The sequence below is a fragment of the Rivihabitans pingtungensis genome (assembly GCF_003201855.1).
Lineage (GTDB): Bacteria > Pseudomonadota > Gammaproteobacteria > Burkholderiales > Aquaspirillaceae > Rivihabitans > Rivihabitans pingtungensis.
On the sequence record NZ_QJKI01000044.1, the window covers coordinates 1 to 4,401 of the forward strand.

Consider the following 4,401-nt stretch of genomic DNA (forward strand, 5'->3'; position numbering starts at 1 on the left):
GGGTATCCGGAATGCAGTGTGGAAAGCATCAGGGACCGCGAAGGCCCCTGATGTTGAAACTTAGGCAAAGTCGCCCGCTTCTAGTTTTCTCACCAATGTTGGAATGTACGGCCCGTATTCGATAACGTTTTCCTCTACTTCCAAGTCGAAGAGGTGGTTGTAACTCGGAACCATTCTCCCCATCCCCATAGACGGTGTAGAAGGAACTGCTTTCCTTGGTTTCTTGCGAATGGTTGTTCGCGTGTCAGCCCGGGCCTCATCATCAAACAGCAAACGAGCGCGGATGACGTCGAAGCTATAACCTCTGCCCATACGATTCATCCCTTTCGCCAAGTTGTTGATTGACTCAGTATAGGCGTTGGACACAGGGCAATCATAGTGGTTGAAGATTTCAGTCCACCAGCTACGTAGCGCTCCTCGCACCTCTCTAAAGGCGCCGGCCACGTTGCTTGGAATGGAGGCATCCCATTCTTCAGCCGCCCGCATGGCATCAGCCTTGGAGGTATGACGGTAGATGTCGTGGAATCGCTCCTTGACCTCGTAGGCAGCACCCAAGGCCGGGTATTGCTCTGACCATGCCGCAAGCTTCTCTAGCCCTTTCTCATCCAGATTGTGTTTTCGAGAAAGCAGCACGAACCGGTCATCTTTCAGTTTGAGTCGCGCCTTGGTTTCCAACTCCTTACGGATTGCTTTGCGGACTCGTTCAATGCTGTCATTGGCCATCCGGACCACATGGAAGCGGTCGGCCACAATCATTCTGCCGGGGAACTGGTCTTGTGCTACCTGACGATAAACATTCCAGAGGTCCATCGTCAGCACCTTGACCTTTTCCTTGGAGGGCATGGTCTTGAAGTAGGTGAGTAGGTCTGCCTTGTTCCTGGTTGGCAACATATCGAACAGCGACAGCTTTTCGACATTCGTGAGCATGCAACGATACCGACCAATGATTTTCAGTTCGTCGATACCCAATACCTCAGGTGCTTCAAAGACCACGGTTTCCTTCAGCTTGGAAACGTAGTCATCGAAGATGTGCCGGATGGTTTTGTCGTCAACGCCGACTTCCCGCGATAGCTCTGAAAAGGTCTTGCGTAGGCAATGGCGCTCGATGTGCTGAACCAGGCGAGCAGTTGCCAGCCGCTTGCCATCCATGACCGCTAAGGGCTCGAAGAGCGTTTTTCCGCAGGACTTGCAGCGGTAGCGCTTGCGGTCAAGCTCAATCAGAACACGCTTACCATGCATCGGAGTGTCGAGGTAGGTCTGTCGCTGGCTGCCGTGGCGGTAAAGGTTCTCACCACAGGCCGGGCAAGCGGTCGGCAAAACGCCGCCTTCCGCCTCCACCTCGTAATGGTCACCGCAGTCCTGAACATGCAATGTTCGCAGATGCGGCAACAGATTAAGGAAATCAACCATGTGCGACGTTAATCAGGTCGTCAGCAACGCGAGCAAGTGCCCCATTAATCCAGCAAGGAACCGACTCTCTGGCCGGGATAAGCAAGTCTTTCAGGGTGCGATTTGCTTGCCGCCCATAACTGAATCGAAACCTGTTTTGCCAGATGCAAGAGCAATAATACAAGAGCTCGTCAATTGACATTTTTTCCAATGGACGAAGACATGCCACATGGAAGGCCGTGTAGAACGGTTGTTCTTGATAGAAAGTGGAAAGAACACCGTTGCCACTAAGAGCGCAGCTAAGCTCGCCCGCCGGGGCCGGCTCCACCCCTGGAATAGGAGCTACATACGCAGCAATACCGTTTTCACGCATTTTGCGAGAAACAAACGGAATGCCGCCCGACTCCTTGGACAGAAGTCTGAGCCGGTTCAGTTCAAGTGAGTGGCCGTATCTGACTTCAAAAATATCTTGAACACGAACAAGCTCACTCTTTGCGCTATGTTCAGCAGGGTCATAAATACCAGAGCTCAATGTCTTGATGCGCGTAAGTTCAGCCCACAAATCTTCCGCTTCAGCGGAATGCACCCAACTTGGCGCAGTATCGGGCAGCTCAATCTGCTTTAGCCGGTCACCTTTCGGCTTTCGGCCATACGAGAACTTATATCGGTTCATCGTAATGCAGCGAGCGTAATAGACCTTCTCATTGAGAGCCATCTCGCGTTTTGGTAGTAAAACCGATACGTTGCTGTTAGGCACAAAATTGAACTTTGAAACGTAGGAATAGGTGTGGCTTCCTTCTCCGTCTGTCGATACGAATATTGTTCCGGCAGGATATAGATGGTTAGCTACAACACTATTCTTGGCTACCCATCCAGCAATAGTCCTTTGCTGCGTACTGGCAGGACGAATGTAGGGCACCACATCACCAACAGGAGCCCTAAGTACCTCGACCGCTGAACTTGCCAGACCATTTTTCACTTCAAACAAATCTTCAAGTTTCATCAGGGGCCTCCTCTTCAGAAGCTCCACCCTGAATGTCGAGCATCAGATTAAACAGCATGAATTTCTTCAGGTCAGCCTCGAAGCTTTCCTTGGTTAGCGAGGAATAGTCCGTTTCAATATAGGCTTCCGCACACCACTCATCGCTGGCGGTTACTTTGAAGGTGGCGCTCTCCCCCGCGTGAACCTCCCTGTTTCGGTACATCTCTACCCAACGGTCACGGATAGCAGGCCACACGTCATTCTGGTCGATGCGCCCTTTGTGTTTCGTTTTCACAAAGCCGTCATCGCGCCAGTAACCAAACCAAGTCTTACGGTCTGACTTCGCATGTGGTTTGCGAGCAATCCACACCATGATGCAAGTAACCGTGCCAACAGGGTAAAACAACTCCTGCGGCATCGACATCACAGCATCCAAAGTGTGGTGCTTCATCAATTCTTCGCGCACCGGGTTAGGCGCAATTGCACATGACATAGGAACAATCGCAATGCCCATTGCACCGGGCTCAAGGCACTCCAGCATCTGCTTCACAAAGTACAGCTCGTGCAGCTCCGCATCGCTTTTCGACTGAGCATAAGGAGGATTGAGCATCCCGACATTTGGCTTCAGCTGCTTGATGGAATTGATTACAGCGTCATCAAAGCAACTGGCCTGATGCAGGTTTGCCTTACCATCGCCTCGTAGAATCATGTTGCTGGCAGCCAGCGCGAACATTTTGGGGTTGTTCTCGATGCCAATCAGACGATTCTTCTTGATGTCAGTCCGCTCTTCCTCTGTGACTGCCTTCTTGAGCATGTGCTGCATGGCGGAGATAAGGAAGCCCCCCGTTCCTGCGCAGATGTCGAGAACCTTAGATTCAGGGCCAACATTTGCAATCAGCGAGAACAGTTCGGCAACATGCCGAGGGGTCAGGACGATGCCGAGAGCCTTTTTGTCGCCGGCCGTGTATTTCAGGAACTCGCCGTAGAACTGCCCCACGACATCGAAGTCGTGATAGACATTGATATAAGGCCAGACGTTATCGCAGATGCGGCTGATGATTTCCTTGAACACACCATCCGGATACTCTTTAGCGGTCTTGCTGTCAGGCTTCCCAAGATTGGGATGCACGGCAATCGTGGAATACGGTTGCAGCATAGTGTCCTTCTTGGCCTGCGGAATGTCGGCCTTGTCGAGCTCCTTCTTGATTGCACCAAGCCAAGCTTCCTGCACATCTTCGGCGGGCAGAGCGCCAAAAGTCTTCATGAATGGTGCATTCATCAAAGCAATCAGGGTGCCACTGACCAGAAGAGGTTTGTCTTCTTCGGAGATTTTGGCCTTCGTCCAAATCAACTCATGGAGTTCCTTGGAGAATGCCAGCAAATCAGAGTGGCGCTTCTTTGCAACGTCGGGGTCGAAAGACGCCAGTCGGTAGTAGTCGTCGTAGGAGATGATGTCGGTAACCGGAACACCGCTTTCGTTAGCAAGCTCCTTGGCTTCTGTATTTCCAGCAGGAATCAGAAAATTGGACACCTTCAGGGCACTGGCTGTAGCCCCGCTGACGGCCACGGCCAGAACGGTGTAGTGCTTGGCCAGATGTTTGGCATAGTGCAAAGCCCCGTCCACCGCATACTCAATAGGCTTGTCCCGAGCCGGGCTTTCGTGTTTTTTCACATCTGGCTTGCACTCGAACACAATCAGGAAAGCCGTGTCCTTGAGGTTCGAGATAATGAACTCAGGGTAGCCTGCGTTGCCCTTGGAATTCTTGCTTGCCTTGGACAGCAAGGTCTTGACCTTGGCAATCTCAGACTTCTGTTCTTCGACAGTGATTCCGTTGTCCGGTTGGTTGTAGCCCAAGGCACGCAGCTTGTCGCGTACCAAGGCCTCTGTTTTCCGTTCGTTCGCCATTCAACACTCCATTCCGATTTTGAAAATGATGGTAGCGTACGACGTTTCAACAGTCAATTCCGAAGTACGCCCAGAGTATAGGCGCGCCTCGCAAATATCGTTCAACAGTGGATTCCGGATACCC

The 4,401-nt window shown here is 51.9% G+C and carries 3 protein-coding genes; all 3 read right to left on the bottom strand.

Annotated features, from left to right (window positions below):
• Positions 1-60: 60 nt before the first annotated feature.
• The 3 genes from DFR34_RS16560 to DFR34_RS17700 are packed head-to-tail and all read right to left on the bottom strand — an operon-like array spanning position 61 to position 4,277.
• Positions 61-1,410 (bottom strand): ISL3 family transposase, encoded by a 1,350-nt coding sequence (locus DFR34_RS16560; protein ID WP_110392259.1) that lies wholly within the window; start codon positions 1,408-1,410, stop codon positions 61-63.
• Entirely contained in the window at positions 1,403-2,392 is a 990-nt protein-coding gene (locus DFR34_RS16565) for a restriction endonuclease subunit S (RefSeq protein ID WP_110392261.1), read from the bottom strand. The genes DFR34_RS16560 and DFR34_RS16565 overlap by 8 nt, the downstream gene beginning before the upstream one ends.
• Entirely contained in the window at positions 2,382-4,277 is a 1,896-nt protein-coding gene (locus tag DFR34_RS17700; protein ID WP_110392260.1) for an HsdM family class I SAM-dependent methyltransferase, read from the bottom strand. Before DFR34_RS17700 ends, DFR34_RS16565 begins: the two co-directional genes overlap by 11 nt.
• Positions 4,278-4,401 lie beyond the last annotated feature (124 nt).